Consider the following 14,101-nt stretch of genomic DNA (forward strand, 5'->3'; position numbering starts at 1 on the left):
AATAAAAATGGTCAGAAAAAAAGAAGAAGTACCGGAAAATATCTTACCGGAGATTTCCGGGAACCGGAAGAAAGATTTGCAGTCTTTTTTAAAGAAAAAGAATGTCGAGTTCGGTATACAACTTTTAAAGCATTACGTTCCCCGTAATCGCCGTTTGATAGCGTATTGCGAGACAAGTAAAGACAAGAAATACATTACAGAAAATTTAAAAGCGATATTGATATGAAAACAATACAAGAATGGTTTTATACCGGTAAGGATTACGAGGAAGGACTTCTACTACTCGCCCGATTCTCTAAAAATAGAGTTTTATTGCAAAATCTATCCCGTAAAAAAATGCAATTAAAGCTCGAGTACGAGCTTAATAAAATTGCCGGGATAAATAAACAATCGGAAGTTAAAGAACCCGTTAAAACGAATTATTCTACTATTCCCCGGTTATTAACTTCCCGAATTGATCCGAAGGATTTACCAGAACATTTACGCGTGTTATGGGAAGAAACCGCCGAGAAGTATCGCTTAAGCAGGGGAATTCATGAACAATTAAAATTAATGACAGCCGCCGGACTGCGTACACCGCTTATAGAACAGTTAGAAAATTACCGCAAAGAAATTCGAGCGAATTGGAATGTTATCGACGCGTGGGTATCTGAACAAAACGAGGGAGTACAACCAGTAAAAATAGACGAGAAGCGAATTAGTGCTAATCGAAAATATCTAAGTGAAGGAAAAAAGGCAGTAATGACTTTATTCGGTGCGATTCGAGCGAAGAAACTTGAAGCAATGCAACGTCGGATTAACGAGTTGCTTTCTGCCGGTGAAAATTTTGCCCCAGAAAATCAAAAAGAACTTGAAGCTTTAGGATTAGTTTTCAATGTCTAAACAAGATACGTTAGGGCTTTTACATGATAATATGTTCCGTAAAGATGAATCTTTAACGGAAAAGCAAAAAGAAATGATACGGCGGTATGAGACTGCCTTTACTTTTTGGTTAGATAAACCGTGGATTTCAGATAAAGAAGTGCGGAATTTTTTAATGAGTCATTACGGGATATCTATGTCACAAGCCTATGTTGATATTAAGAACTTGCAATTTTTATTTGGTAAGGTTCGTAACGCCAGTAAAGAATGGTATCGATACATGGCTAACGAATTAATTAAAGAAGCGGTAAGTGAACTTGAAGATACGGATGGGGATCCGGAACTCGTTGGTTCGGCAGTATTTATCGCGAGAACAAAAATTGCCGCGGCAGAAGCTTTGGTAAAAATTAATCGCCTTAATAAGATTGATGCCGATCCTTTCGATTGGGAGCAGATTAAATTACCTGAATTTGAGCCGACAAATGATCCTGTTGAAGCGGGGATATTAACTGGAACAACACGTGCTGAATTATCCGAAAAGATTCGAAAGATGGAGGAAAAATACTCCACGCAAATTGAGATAAATGATATACCCTATGAAGATGTCTCCGGAGATTAAAAAGCAATATTTTAATACCCCTCAAATGGAGTGTATGTATATAGCCGCGAACACATCGGTTGTAGTTGGAGGACGACGCTTGGGAAAAAGCCATGGATTTGGGGCTCCTTTTATTCTTCGCAACATGAAATATATGTCAGGTAGCACGGGAGGTGTCGTGGGGACTTCATACCAACAATTATTAACTCGGACTTTACCTGGAACATTAAATGCCCTTCGACAATGGAATATACAGAGGGATGTACATTATTTCATTGGTCGTAAACCTCCTGCTTCTGCAAATTTTAAAGAACCTGCTTTACCGCCAGCTTCATACGATAATTCGATCGTGTTCTGGAATGGAACTTTATTAAAATTAATTTCTCAGGATCGTCCGGGTACTTCTAATTCCTTAACATTGGACTGGGGGTATTTTGATGAAGCAAAATTTTTAGATTACGATAAATTAAAGGATGAAACCTTCCAGGCAATGGGGGGGTATTCTCCTCGATTCCGTGATTGCCCCTGGTATCGCTCAAAATTGATAATCTCGGATATGCCTACGACCAAAAAAGGTTCTTGGTTTTTGGCATATAAAAATATGATGGACGAGGAATTAATTGATACGATACAATATCTTGTTGTTGAAAAATTCCGGTTGCAAACAAAAGTAAAAACAGAAGGATGGACAGATTCATTACAACGTTATTATAAGTATATAATTAAGGAGATGGCCCGCCTTCGTTCTGTTGCTGTTTTATATCGTGAATGGTCTTCTATTCAAAATTTGGCATTATTGGGAGAGAAATATATTCGCGACTTAAAGCGAGATCTTCCACCGATGGTGTTTTTGACGTCAATAATGTCAAAACGTGTGACGAAATTATTAGGCGGCTTTTATTCTAATCTTGGTGAAAAGCATTACTATACTTATTTTAATAATTCATACTTGGATAATTGTAATTTTGATTTTAATAAATTGCAGGATGAAAATTGTTTGCAGGATGGAGATTTAAATTTTAATAGACCGATTTGTATAGCTTTTGATTATAACGCTAATATCAATTGGCTTGTTTGCGGGCAAGATATTGACATGACAATGCGTACTCTTAAATCCTTCTATGTGAAATATGAACGGAAGCTTAGAGAAGTTGTACAGGATTTTTGTAATTATTATAGATTTCATGCCACCCGTGAGGTTGTATATTATTTTGATAGTACGGCGATCGGGAATAATTACGCGGTTAATGCTGATGATTTTGCGTCTACGGTTCAGGATGAATTTCAAAAACAAGGTTGGACTGTTTATCCTGTTTACATTGGTCAACCAATGTCTCATCGGGAAAAGCATAAGATTATAAATGAAGCTTTTACAGGTCAAGGAAATTATCTTTATCCTCAAATAAACAAACCGCATAATGAAGCCCTTGTTCTGGCAATGGAACAAGCGGGAGTTCGGATTGGAACCCGAGGTTTTGAAAAAGATAAATCCGGGGAAAAATACGCCGAAACCGAAGAAGATCTTTTGCAGTACCGTACTGATGGAACCGACGCTTGGGACACTCTTTTTATCGGCATGAACAAATTCCCGCATCAATCTGGATCTATGTTTGGGCTTGTCTCTGTTTTGTCGTAATTGCTATAAATACAATGTGCTACGGGTATTTATATCCGTTTTTTTTGTTTCAGATTTTAATGTTTTTCAGTTTTTAAAATTCTATATCGCTAATAGCTATTATGTTATTGTTAAAAATATCCCACATTTTTCCATTTTTCAGGCTCCCGACCCCGCACCGCCCTAAGCTTGCTTTTGGTAATCGAGGGGTATGTTTTTACGCTATATGATATGGCTTTTGTTTGATAATCATATGATTACCTGATGCGTTTAGATGGTAATCGAGATTGTTTTCTTGTCCTTTCAATTTGTCGTGTTACTATTTACCTTGCTATAAAAATATATTATGATATCTATTTATAACGTAAGGTTAATTCTCGAGAGTAAAAAGGAAGTTGATCTTAAATACTGGGATAAAGAAGGGAATATTGTGGAAGCAAATGGTGTCGTGTGTACTTCGAGTTACAAGGAAAATAACACGTTTAATCTTTTGCACGTTATTTCCAAGGAGGTACGAACTATCCGTGCATGGAATATTTTTGAATTTAACGGGGTGGAGGTTATGCTATGAATAATAATGTTTTTATTTTGGAAGTAAGTAGCGATATCGCCGCAATAGTTAATGAAGCGTCGACGGCGGATCTTTTTGATAAGGAAGCAAAGGAACCTGTTGTAATAAAAGGATCATCGAGAGGTTACGTGGAGTGGGGGAATGATAATAATTTGCCTTTACTCATCCGGGACAAAGTGTTCGACAGTGATGTTATGAGCCCTAACATGCTGTTTAATATTTTGACTTGTTACGGGCGTGGGGTAAAGGTTCTTGATAAGGATGGTAATAAGATTACTGACGAAAAAATAAAAACGTTTTTTAAGCGGAACCGGTTAGTTCCGTTGATGTGGGAAGCTATCACGGATCTTAAGTTTTGGAATTTTGCCGTTATCGTGTTGATTTTAGATAGAGAGGGGACTAACGTTGTACAAGTCGTGCATAAGGAGGCAATGTTTATTCGTTTCGAGACGTGTAATCCCAAAACGGGGAAAATTGAAAAAGTATTGTACGCTAATTGGGATGATAACGAGAATAGTAAAGATCCAGAGATTATTGATTTGTTAGATATTCGAGATCCATGGGGAGATCTCATGATAAGATTAGGACGTTTACCGAATTCAGAGGGAAAATTTGTTAAGGGAGACTGTAAGAAATTTGCCTTTCTTGTAAAAATTCCGAGCCCGGGTAACAAGTATTACCCGTTTGCATACTGGATGTCGACTTTACGTTCGGGGTGGTACGACCTTAGCGTTATGGTCCCGCGGGTAAAAAAGGCGCACATGCGTTCAGGCATGAAAATTCGCTATCACGTCGAAATTGATAAAGAATTTTGGAATTATCTTTATCAAAGTGAAGGTATAACCGATCCGGAGGAAAAACAAAATCGCCGAAAGAAAGAAATTGAAAGCATAAAAAATTTTCTTTCTGGATTAGAAACAGGAGATAAAGTCTGGTTTTCAGGGTATTATATTGATCCTAATAGGGTCGAGCATCACATGGTTAAGATAACGGTTATTGACACGAAAAAAGAGGGAGGAGATTGGATCGAGGATGCAGAGGAAGCGGCAAATTTCTTGTGTTACGCGCAGGGGGTGCATCCTCACTTGAATGGGGCTACCCCTGGCAAAAATAAAGGATCTCAGTCGGGATCTGATAAACGCGAACTGTTTACCATGAAACAAGCGATTGAAAAACCCGTGCGGGACTTGTTGCTTGAACCCTTACAACTTGTCGCGGACGTGAATAAATGGGATATTAGCTTTGAAATTCCCGACATCATGCTCACTACTTTAGACCAGGGGACGGATGCCAAAGAAGTTTCACGAAATAATAACGAAAATGATATTACAGAGTAAAGAACAGTTTGTAAAGTATGTTCCCACGGCGGTGGCTTCGGCGTGGGAAGACCTGATAACTTATGTTGAAGCTTCTGAAAGGTGGCTTAGAACAGAGGTACTTGGTAACGTGTTATATCTTGAAATACATGATACCCCCGGAAAACATGGTGATCTTTTAGACACGTGCATGAAAATAATTAGCCTTGATGCTTACCGACGTGCTATCCCTTTCCTTGATCTTGTTCAGAATGCCAATGGTTTTGCTGTCGTGAGTTCTGATAATCTTGCTCCCGCGTCTCGAGATCGTGTAAACAGGTTAATAGAGGCAACGATAAAAGAAAGAGATGAAGAGATAGAAGTTTTAATATCGTACTTGGAAGACACTACAAGTTATCATGACGCCTGGAAAGGTTCTAAGGCGTTTTCAGTACTTAGCGATTGTCTAATCACCACGGCGAAAGAATTAAAATTACTTTGTAACTGGTACGGGACCAGAACGGACTTTTTAAAATTAAAACCTGATCTCTTGCTTCGATCTTATACCGACATCGGAAAATGGATTGGTCGGGAATACATAGATGAACTTGTAGAACAACAGAGAGACGGCGATCTCACGTCAGATAATAAAACTGTAATCAATTTTTTGAAAGTAGTCTTGGCTAACTTTGTAGTAGGGGATCCAGTTAACGCTAATCGCTCGCTCGAGGATGTAATCACGTTTCTTGATAAAAATGTCTCTAAATACCCGACATACGGGAATAGTGTCGAGTATAAAGTCCGTCACGCTGAAAAATTTGAAAATAGTACTGGTAACCCGTTTTTTATCCTTGGAGGAATATGAAAACGATAAATTTAACGATCCCGAGAAGTTGGGATAAACTAACACCGTCGCAACTTGTTTTTATTTCTTCCTTGTTTCTACAAGGATTAACAAAACAGGCTTTTTTACTTAAAGCGTTTATATGTCTCGCAGGTTTAAAAATTCTCCCGGGGCGTTTCGGAACAAAGTATAACCCATCTTATTTGTTTGCACGTGGGAAAGATAAATTTTCATTGCGATTAGGACAAATCATTTATTTTAGTAAAGATTGCGAGTTTCTTTTACGGGAAAGAGATAGGTTCAATCCCGTGCCGGCGATCGGGGGAAGAAAAGCCCGATCTGTTTTAATGCACGACGCGAACTTTTCAGAGTTTATATCCGCTCTCGTGTATTATAATCAGGTTAATAAATTACCGGATGATCGAGTTACTTTACTAAAATTATGTGCTGTAATGTACCCTGATCGAAGCTGGGACCCAGATAACATTAAGATAGATTGTTTTAAAGAAGAGACTAATGAAACATGCTACACGTCATATCTTTGGTTTGGCTTCGTTTTAAATCGTGTGGCCTCGGAATGCCCGGATCTATTTCGCGCGGGGGAAAATAATTCGGAACCGGTATCACTTCGGGACAACGTGCACGCGATGTATAACCTTGTAACGGGAGGGGATATAACTAAAGAAAAGGAAGTAGCGAAACTTCCCGTGTGGCGGGTGCTATGTGACATGAACGATAAAGCCAGAAACATTAAGGAAATGAATGAAAAACTTAATAGCAATGGAATTTGATATTGTTGATTATCTTGGAAAGCTTAAAAATGAATTGAAGGCATTAGATTCTTTTGAATTTTGTCGGGTTTCGGATGTAAAATTAATGGAGGAAGTTCTACAATCTTACAAGCGTGCATCTTCTTTTTTTGTCGTTTTGGACAATCAAGACGGGATATTGTTTCAGGGTGACGGGGCTGGATGGTTTGAACGACGTCCGGTTACTATTTTTTTGTTAAGCAAATTGGGAAAGTGGCCGGATATGGATGGTCGAGGTCGTAGTTTATATATAGTTAGATTACTCTACAAAAGTATAGTGTCCAGACTTATTAGAGACGCGGAAATGCTCGAGTCTTTGCAATACCTTAATGTTGAGAATATTCCTTTCGATGAAGTTCCAGGTGATTTTTGTGGTGGAATGGCCGGTTTATTCTTCACGTTCACGATAGATATTCCTGTAAGTCTTGCATACGATGAAACAGAGTGGAGGTAATTTCGTGGAATCGCTCGAGGCGTGGAGTGATATAACCATGAAGGTATTATTACAACGTCTCGACGTGCTCGGTTTTAGTCTTGCCTCGGAACACCTTATTGATTCTCTTAAAAGGGGCAGATTAACCCTTAATGATAAAGGTAATGAGATTTATAATATAACAATGTCTTTTAATCTTTACGGTCGCTTTGTTGATATGGGTGTTGGTCGGGGTTTTTATAAAGGTAATAGCGGGAATGTTGAGTCTAACCGTTCAAGTAAAGAATGGTTGTCTCGTTACTGGTGGGCACAAATGCATAGATTAAAAGAAATCACGCGAGATAAGTTTACAAGTGAAGCATCCGTTGCAATCCTCGATGAGTTGGATAAAATTTCCGGTGGAACTAAGACGCAAAAGGGATTTTATTATGCCGTGCAGCAATCTAAACGTAACGCTCGTAATTATGCCCGTCGTCGATCAATGCCGGGTCGGTGGACTAATAATCATAAAACTTGGAAACCATTTTAAAATTTTCTTTGTAAAATAGTTGTAGGTAATAAATTTATTACCTATATTTGTATGTATAAAAATTAAGAATATGCCTACATTATTTATATTGTTTGGATTAAGATTCTTTTTCTGGTCCCGGGAACATCGCCCAATTCACGTGCATGTTGAAAACTCGGACGGGATAGCAAAATTTCAGATCGATCCGGAAGTGATTTTGATCGAGAACAAGGGGATTAAGAATAAGGACGTAAAGATAGCGGAAGCTATAATCGAGGAAAACAGAGAAATTATTATAGAACGTTGGAAAGAGTTTATCGGGGAATAATTCCGGTTCTGTTTCCGTAAAATTTTAGGTTATGGAAATAAAAAAACTTTGGTTTAAAGATGAATATATTTGGATCCGTAATGAGAGTGGAGAAGATTTAAAGCAATCTCTCAAGTGGTACCCTCGTTTGGTTAATGCCACGGCCGAGCAAAGGGCCAATTATAAATTGTCTGCAATGGGTATACATTGGCCGGAACTGGACGAGGACATAAGTTTCGAGAGTTTTTTATTTGATGTCCCAGTTGAGGAACCTGTTAACCGCCTGGGAAGAGTTTTTAAATCTATTCCGGAACTGAATATTTCTAAAATCGCTCGTCGGATTGGTATAAGTCAAAGTATCCTGTCCGCTTATATTAACGGGATAAAAAAGCCATCGAAAGAGCGTGAGGAAAAAATAATAAAGGCTCTACACGATTTGGGGGAAGAATTAAAAGCAGTATGAAAAAATATATAATGGTTTTTGTTATTGCCTGCGTGTCTGTGGCTGTTTCGGTAATTGTAGATTCTGTGCCGGGAGGGATCTTGTTATTATTGTACCTTTTCATTGGCGTGATAGGGTTAGTTTGTATTTACAAATTGCTAAAAAACATACTTTCTTGAACGTCTTGTTTAATGTTAATGATACCCGGGCAATTAGCCCGGTTTTTTTGTGTCCTTTCAAATTTTTTGATCGACTGGTAACTTGCTGAAAAATACAGTTATGGCAAGGAATACCGAACAAACAAAAATAGAAGTCCTCCTTGATGGCCGTCAGGCATCGGATCAACTGAAAGATCTTTCTAAACAGTCAGCCGCTTTACGATTAGAATTAAAAAGGGCTTTCGATGCCAACGATGCTAAGAAAGTTGCAAATACGGAATGGGAATTGAGTAAACTCGATTCACGAATGAAGCTATTACGTAAAGAGTCTGTTAACGTTAAGGCTGTTTTGGATAATCTCTCCGGGGCGACAATGACGGAGCTAAGGCAAGCGATCTCGTCAGTTAATTCACGGCTTAACGGTAAAGCGATAAAGAAGAACTCGATGGAATGGAATGAGCTTGTAGGGATCAAGCGAAAACTTGCTTCACAAGAAAAACAATTACGGGCGGAGATATCCGGTACTGATTCCGTTTTACGTAAAAGTAGTGGAATCTTAAATCAACATAATATTTTGCTTGGTGTAGTTGGTGCAACCCTATTTAAAATACAAGGTGAAGCTCGTAAATCTTTACAGAGCTATAATAATTTTGAGGATAGTTTTCAAAATCTTTCGGCTCTTACCGGGCTAACGGGTGATTCACTTGAATATCTTAAACAACAGGCAAAAGATACTTCTACCGCAACCCTCGAGGGTGGCGTGAGGATTCGCCAGGGGGCCACGAATATCCTCGACGCTTACACGATGATCGGTAGCCAGAGACCCGAATTACTTAAAAATAAAGAGGCGTTGCATGAGGTAACGGTAGAGGCAATTATATTATCCGAGGCGGCAAAGATGGACATTCAACCGGCAGCGCAAGCCCTTACTAATTCTCTTAACCAGTTTAACGCGGAATCTTCCGACGCTCGTCGATATATAAATGTTCTTGCGGCTGGTTCCCAGGCCGGGGCAGGAAATATTAATTACCTTTCGCAGGCAATTGAAAAATCCGGAACTACCGCTAAGCTAATGGGGTTGAATTTTGAAGAACTTGTCGCGTTGATTGAAACGGCAGCCCCGAATTTTAAAGAAGCGGCGGTCGCGGGTAACAGTCTCGATAAAGTAATGCTCGAGATGAAGGCTAAACAAATCGGTTACCGTGACGGAATTTTTGATGTTAACGTGGCCCTGGATGAATTGATCGATCGTTTCAATACTGGTGAAACGTCTGTTGATATTTTCGGGAAGGAACACGCTAAAATGGTAGAGGTCCTTGTTGCTGGCCGGGCGAAATATGCAGAATATTTGCAAGCTGTTTCCGGCACGAATAAAGCCATAGAGCAGGCAGCAACGAATACTGACACGAATAAAGTTAAAACGCAACAATATCTCAACGAGTTGGAAAAGGTTCGTATCGAGATAGGGGAGAAACTTACCCCCGGTATCGGATTGTTAACGCGTGGCGGGACGTCTTTACTTCGTGTATTTGGCGCGTTGGTTGATATTGCTAATAATTACGGGATTTCGCTTGGTGCTCTTGTTGTTACTATTACGATTTTACTCGCTAAAACAAAAATTCTTAACGCTCTTGATTTGGCTCGTAACGCGATTGGAAAAGATTCCGTTCTTGTTGGAAAGGCTAAAATTTTAGGAATGAACGCTCAAATTGCGGCGTTGAAATTACAAACGATTTTCACGGGATCTGCCACAATGGCGGAAAAGAGACATATTGTTGCTATCGAACAAAAAATCGTGGCGATGAAAGCCGCTAACGCCACTATTGCCAAAACGCCATGGGGTCTTATCGCTACTGGTGCGGCGTTGGCGATTGGTTTTATAGTCGATCTCGTGAAAAACACGAATAATTTAACTGAAAGCCAGAAGCGATTATCCGATATAAATAAGCAATATACTGATACGCTAAGGGAACAAACCGGGCAAATGGAGATGTTATTTACCAAACTTAAAACGACAAATTCCGGCACGGAGGAAAGGATAAAATTAGTTGATCGTCTTGCCGAGATTATACCCGATGTTATAGATAAACAAAAGCTATATAACGCCAGTTTACAGGATATAAAACAAACGGAAAAGGAATACCGTTCGGAGCTCGAGAAACGGATTAGGCTGCAAGAAAAAGAAGCACAATTTACCGATCTGGTGAAACAACAAATGGATATAGAGGATGCTCTTGTTAAAGCCAAAGCAAGATTAGATGCTTCCCGGAAGAAAAATGATGAAATTATAAACGGTTTTGATTCTTCCCCTGACGCTCGTGTCAACGCGTTAAAAGCTGTCGGTAAAGTAGAAGAAGAGGTTAGTATGTTAGAAACGCGATTAGAAGAAATAAAAAAATTAAAAGATAATATAGATATATCCTCCTCCCCGGATTATTCCGGACCAATTTTATTACCTGGAGTGAAAATCGAAAATAACAATTGGCGTGATGAAATGGAAAAAGATATCCTCGAGGAGTTAAAGAAAACCGAACGGTTAAAGAAAGAAAACGAGAAAAGGTTAAAAGACCAAAAGGAGTTTCGGGAAAAAGTATTATTCGAGGCTAAAACAGCGTTGGAGCAGGAAGATATTCTTTACGAGAAACGCCTTAAAGATGCTGGTCTCGCCAGTAAAAAAGAGATCGAATTGGAAAGTAAGGATGCTTTAGTATTACAGGCTCTTTACAAAGAGCATCAGGCTAATATTTATAAAATAAAGACCGAGACAGAAACAAAAATAATGCAGGAGCGACAAAAAGCAATAGATAAGGAAATACAAGACCTTAAGGATACTAACGCTCGCGAGCTGTCCGAACTGCATATAAAGCATAACGAGGAATTATCCGCGGAGAATTTAAACACGTCGGAAAAAGCTAAATTGAAAAAGAAACATCGCGAGGAAGAATTAAAGCTTTCTGCCGAGCATGCCAGAAAATTAATTACTCTTATGCAAGGGATGTTAGATGGTAGTAATGTTGTAAATCTTGATTTAGCAGATAAAGTTCTTTCCCCTGGCGAACGTAAAAAACTCGAGAAGGCAATTTTAGAAGCAAAAGAGACTTTGTCGAAATTGAAAATTGGTGATGAAAAAAAGGATGTTGCAATATTAAAGTCCTCCCCCGTTGATGTTTTAGGTATGACTCCAGAGAAATGGGACCTTTTATTCCAAAATTTACGTGATGGGAAATTTGGCGTTGATGAAATTGGAGTTTCCGTTCAGGCTTTAACGAACTTGTGGGGAGTATATAATAATTACATGGTTGCCTCTGAACAACGACAATTAAAAGATTTTGAAAAGAGTTCGAAAAAGAAACGTGCAACTCTTGATAAACAATTAGATGCCGGGCAGATTAGTCAAGAACAATATAATGCTCGGGTTTCTGAACTTGATGCGGAACTTGATGCTAAAAAAGCCGAAATAGAAAATAAACAAGCGAAGCGACAGAAAGAGATGGCGATTGTTAACGTTATAACAAACACGGCGTTAGCAATAATGAAGATTTGGGCAGATGTACCTAAGTTTGATTTCGGTGCGACGACAATGGCATTAACTGCTCTTGTTACAGCTTTGGGAGCGGCGCAAATCGCTACTATCGCCGCTACTCCCCTTCCCGGCGCGGAAAAGGGTGGCTATATAGATGTTGTAAGATCCCAGGACGGGAAGCGTTTCCGGGCAAAAGATAACCCGGATAATCGGGGGTTTGTTGATTCTCCTACTGTTCTTGTTGGAGAATCTGGACGGGAATTTGTCGTGAGTAATGATGCCGTGATGAATCCTACCGTGAAACCGATTCTGGATGTTATTGATACCGCGCAGCGAAGCGGGAATGTTGATAAACTGGACCTTACTCGTTACTTGTTTGTTCCCGGGCGATCCCGGGGAGGAACGGTTGTGGATTCTTCTGATTCATCCGCCGTGTTGTCCGCGGATCCGAGATTTATTGAATTACTGGATGAAAATATACGGATGATGAAAATTCTCGCGAACAAAGAAATAATTTTTAAATGGTATGGTTCCGGAGGCTTCAAAGAGAAGTTTGATAAATCGAACATGTACGATAAAAATACAAGTGTAGGAAGATGAATTTACGTGTTATAATTTCGGACTTGGATGTAGCCTTGCCAATCGACGTGGAGTTGGTTTTAAAATTTCAAAACACTCTACTGGAAGATCGCAACGACGATGTAACGTACCCGTTCACGATCCCGTTAAAGGCGAATAAAAATGTATTCGGGAATATCGATCGAATCGTTCAAAATTCCTTTGATACTGAGTTGCCAGCTGTCGTGCTATTTGGTCCTTACGAATTACTAAGAGGATTCGCGACAATAACAGATATAACATCGAAAGAGGTCGAATTGTATATCAGTACCGCTAAGATGTCGTTTTGGCGAAAAGCAACTAATATAATGGTCCGTGATTGTAATATAGGTTCCGAGGATTTCGCGAACGAGACCGAGGCGGTAATGGCTATGAACAAATCCTTGCAGGGAGAGAAAAATTACGTTACCTGTCCACTCCTCGATGAAAACTTTACTGAAACAACGTTGCTACCGCCTGCCGAGGCATTATTCCAGAAAGTATTTAATCCTTATGATATTAACACGAAACAATTTGCATTCGTCATGAATGGTAAAACGTGCGTGTATCTCCCGTTTATGCGTTTAAAGTTTGTTATTGAAGAACTAATAAAGTGGTTCGGCTATAAAATAGGGAAAAACTGCCTTAACGCTATCGAGGGATTTAACGATATTCTTATTGTTAACCGTTCAGGGATGGTTAGTAAGCCCCGATTATTTAATTTCCGGCATTGTTTACCCTATATTCCCGTGAAAGACTTTTTTGCAGATATAGAGAAAAAATTTAATCTTGTCTTCTGGGTAGATGTAAACCGGAAAGAGATATCGATAGAGAATTTTAATAGCATCTTAACAGGCGAACCTTTTTCTATTCTTGTCGAGAATGGTGTTGATAAAAAATTTGATGATGATAATAAAACGGGTTACAGGTTTAAAGATAAAGACGTTTCGGATTCGACACTCGATAGTATTAAAAGTTCGCTTGAATGGGAGGTCGGGGAAGGTGATTTTAAGCAAATTGATTGCATTTCTACTCCTGTTAATACCGTGCATGACGGAATTAATCGAGGAGCGAACCAGAACAATATCGCGGTTATAAATTATAGTAACGTGAACGTTGACCCGCTTTTTGATAAAAGTGTTGTTTCGGAATTCCGTCTCGCGGTATATCGAGGTTATTATAAAAGAAATGGTTTGCCGGCAAGCACGGAGCCGTACATGTCTCCCGAGCCGGAATGGGATGGATCTACCCCTATAAATTTAACGTGGGTAAGAGGACTTTCTACCTTATACCGGGATAAGGTCAATTTTCTCGTGAAAAGTCAGATGTTGCACGAGATTAAAGTGCAAAGGAAAATCGAGTACATAAGAAGCGTTAAGAATATACTTTGTCGTGCGGTGGTAATCGCTGGACAAAAATATGTAACGAAAGAGGTCGAGATAAAACTTGGCAAAGATAATATCGTGGAGTTCATATATCGTGGATATCCCTTGTAGTTTGTCCTTTATAATCGTGTGTTCGTCTATTACTTTTCTGAAAA

At 39.2% G+C, this 14,101-nt stretch carries 14 protein-coding genes; all 14 read left to right on the plus strand.

Annotated elements, in window-relative coordinates:
• The first annotated feature begins 7 nt into the window (after positions 1-7).
• The 14 genes from PGR74_RS04510 to PGR74_RS04575 all read left to right on the plus strand — a co-directional run bounded on the left by PGR74_RS04510 (position 8) and on the right by PGR74_RS04575 (position 14,057).
• Positions 8-226 (plus strand): hypothetical protein, encoded by a 219-nt coding sequence (locus PGR74_RS04510; RefSeq protein ID WP_041503395.1) that lies wholly within the window; start codon positions 8-10, stop codon positions 224-226.
• Positions 223-882: a hypothetical protein gene (locus PGR74_RS04515; RefSeq protein WP_041503396.1), complete on the plus strand. Its 660-nt coding sequence runs from the start codon at positions 223-225 to the stop codon at positions 880-882. The genes PGR74_RS04510 and PGR74_RS04515 overlap by 4 nt, the downstream gene beginning before the upstream one ends.
• Positions 875-1,480: a TPM domain-containing protein gene (locus tag PGR74_RS04520; protein ID WP_041503397.1), complete on the plus strand. Its 606-nt coding sequence runs from the start codon at positions 875-877 to the stop codon at positions 1,478-1,480. Before PGR74_RS04515 ends, PGR74_RS04520 begins: the two co-directional genes overlap by 8 nt.
• Positions 1,458-3,095 (plus strand): hypothetical protein, encoded by a 1,638-nt coding sequence (locus PGR74_RS04525; RefSeq protein ID WP_052634584.1) that lies wholly within the window; start codon positions 1,458-1,460, stop codon positions 3,093-3,095. Before PGR74_RS04520 ends, PGR74_RS04525 begins: the two co-directional genes overlap by 23 nt.
• 325 nt (positions 3,096-3,420) lie before the next feature.
• Positions 3,421-3,645, plus strand: coding sequence for a hypothetical protein (locus PGR74_RS04530; protein ID WP_041503398.1), 225 nt, complete (start codon positions 3,421-3,423; stop codon positions 3,643-3,645).
• A complete protein-coding gene (locus PGR74_RS04535; protein ID WP_052634586.1) occupies positions 3,642-4,982 on the plus strand; it encodes a hypothetical protein in 1,341 nt (446 codons plus the stop codon). Before PGR74_RS04530 ends, PGR74_RS04535 begins: the two co-directional genes overlap by 4 nt.
• Positions 4,966-5,805: a DUF6712 family protein gene (locus tag PGR74_RS04540; protein ID WP_041503399.1), complete on the plus strand. Its 840-nt coding sequence runs from the start codon at positions 4,966-4,968 to the stop codon at positions 5,803-5,805. Before PGR74_RS04535 ends, PGR74_RS04540 begins: the two co-directional genes overlap by 17 nt.
• A complete protein-coding gene (locus PGR74_RS04545; protein ID WP_041503400.1) occupies positions 5,802-6,575 on the plus strand; it encodes a hypothetical protein in 774 nt (257 codons plus the stop codon). The genes PGR74_RS04540 and PGR74_RS04545 overlap by 4 nt, the downstream gene beginning before the upstream one ends.
• Positions 6,565-7,047 (plus strand): hypothetical protein, encoded by a 483-nt coding sequence (locus PGR74_RS04550; RefSeq protein WP_110688503.1) that lies wholly within the window; start codon positions 6,565-6,567, stop codon positions 7,045-7,047. Before PGR74_RS04545 ends, PGR74_RS04550 begins: the two co-directional genes overlap by 11 nt.
• The gene (locus PGR74_RS04555) at positions 7,028-7,555 is read left to right on the plus strand and encodes a hypothetical protein (RefSeq protein WP_110688504.1); all 528 of its coding nucleotides are present in this window, start codon (positions 7,028-7,030) and stop codon (positions 7,553-7,555) included. The genes PGR74_RS04550 and PGR74_RS04555 overlap by 20 nt, the downstream gene beginning before the upstream one ends.
• Positions 7,556-7,625: 70 nt before the next feature.
• Positions 7,626-7,862, plus strand: a complete 237-nt coding sequence (locus PGR74_RS04560) for a DUF4160 domain-containing protein (protein ID WP_041503403.1) — start codon at positions 7,626-7,628, stop codon at positions 7,860-7,862.
• A gap of 31 nt (positions 7,863-7,893) precedes the next feature.
• Positions 7,894-8,304 (plus strand): DUF2442 domain-containing protein, encoded by a 411-nt coding sequence (locus PGR74_RS04565; RefSeq protein WP_041503404.1) that lies wholly within the window; start codon positions 7,894-7,896, stop codon positions 8,302-8,304.
• A gap of 258 nt (positions 8,305-8,562) precedes the next feature.
• On the plus strand, positions 8,563-12,564 hold the full coding sequence (locus PGR74_RS04570; protein WP_041503405.1) for a phage tail tape measure protein: 4,002 nt from the start codon (positions 8,563-8,565) through the stop codon (positions 12,562-12,564).
• Positions 12,561-14,057 (plus strand): hypothetical protein, encoded by a 1,497-nt coding sequence (locus tag PGR74_RS04575; RefSeq protein WP_041503406.1) that lies wholly within the window; start codon positions 12,561-12,563, stop codon positions 14,055-14,057. The genes PGR74_RS04570 and PGR74_RS04575 overlap by 4 nt, the downstream gene beginning before the upstream one ends.
• The last annotated feature ends 44 nt before the right edge of the window (positions 14,058-14,101 follow it).

Origin of the sequence: Sanguibacteroides sp. AM78-02pH3A (genome assembly GCF_027666085.1) — a bacterium.
GTDB lineage: Bacteria > Bacteroidota > Bacteroidia > Bacteroidales > Marinifilaceae > Gabonibacter > Gabonibacter massiliensis.

Excerpts from the sequence above, each read along its gene's own strand:
- PGR74_RS04510 (WP_041503395.1), top strand. The coding sequence starts at position 8 with ATGGTCAGAAAAAAAGAAGAAGTACCGGAAAATATCTTACCGGAGATT.
- PGR74_RS04515 (WP_041503396.1), top strand. The coding sequence starts at position 223 with ATGAAAACAATACAAGAATGGTTTTATACCGGTAAGGATTACGAGGAA.
- PGR74_RS04520 (WP_041503397.1), top strand. The coding sequence starts at position 875 with ATGTCTAAACAAGATACGTTAGGGCTTTTACATGATAATATGTTCCGT.
- PGR74_RS04525 (WP_052634584.1), top strand. The coding sequence starts at position 1,458 with ATGAAGATGTCTCCGGAGATTAAAAAGCAATATTTTAATACCCCTCAA.
- PGR74_RS04530 (WP_041503398.1), top strand. The coding sequence starts at position 3,421 with ATGATATCTATTTATAACGTAAGGTTAATTCTCGAGAGTAAAAAGGAA.
- PGR74_RS04535 (WP_052634586.1), top strand. The coding sequence starts at position 3,642 with ATGAATAATAATGTTTTTATTTTGGAAGTAAGTAGCGATATCGCCGCA.
- PGR74_RS04540 (WP_041503399.1), top strand. The coding sequence starts at position 4,966 with ATGATATTACAGAGTAAAGAACAGTTTGTAAAGTATGTTCCCACGGCG.
- PGR74_RS04545 (WP_041503400.1), top strand. The coding sequence starts at position 5,802 with ATGAAAACGATAAATTTAACGATCCCGAGAAGTTGGGATAAACTAACA.
- PGR74_RS04550 (WP_110688503.1), top strand. The coding sequence starts at position 6,565 with ATGGAATTTGATATTGTTGATTATCTTGGAAAGCTTAAAAATGAATTG.
- PGR74_RS04555 (WP_110688504.1), top strand. The coding sequence starts at position 7,028 with ATGAAACAGAGTGGAGGTAATTTCGTGGAATCGCTCGAGGCGTGGAGT.
- PGR74_RS04560 (WP_041503403.1), top strand. The coding sequence starts at position 7,626 with ATGCCTACATTATTTATATTGTTTGGATTAAGATTCTTTTTCTGGTCC.
- PGR74_RS04565 (WP_041503404.1), top strand. The coding sequence starts at position 7,894 with ATGGAAATAAAAAAACTTTGGTTTAAAGATGAATATATTTGGATCCGT.
- PGR74_RS04570 (WP_041503405.1), top strand. The coding sequence starts at position 8,563 with ATGGCAAGGAATACCGAACAAACAAAAATAGAAGTCCTCCTTGATGGC.
- PGR74_RS04575 (WP_041503406.1), top strand. The coding sequence starts at position 12,561 with ATGAATTTACGTGTTATAATTTCGGACTTGGATGTAGCCTTGCCAATC.